The following is a 263-nucleotide window of genomic DNA, read 5'->3' as shown; positions in this document are numbered from 1 at the left end:
AAAAAAAAGAGCCGCTGTTAAAGCGCTTGAATTTATTGAAGATGATATGCGGCTTGGTATCGGATCGGGGTCAACTGTTAATGAATTTATTCGTCTTCTTGGTAAGCGTGTTGCGGATGGTCTCCGGGTGACTTGTGTTGCTACTTCACGATATTCTGAACAACTCTGTCATAAGTTTGGGGTACCTGTTCGCACTTTAGAACAAATACCTGAACTGGATCTTGATATTGACGGAGCAGATGAAATTGGTCCCCAGATGATGC

Annotated in this window: 1 protein-coding gene; it reads left to right on the top strand. The window is 43.0% G+C overall.

Annotated features, from left to right (window positions below):
- Nucleotides 1–263: ribose-5-phosphate isomerase A (locus ACFINC_RS11455; protein ID WP_375617278.1), on the top strand; the 263-nt coding region annotated here is incomplete at both ends.

It is taken from the genome of Bartonella sp. AP58NXGY (genome assembly GCF_042195785.1).
Lineage (GTDB): Bacteria > Pseudomonadota > Alphaproteobacteria > Rhizobiales > Rhizobiaceae > Bartonella.
The sequence above is the reverse complement of the archived record's forward strand: the minus strand, read 5'-3'. Positions and strand labels throughout refer to the sequence as shown.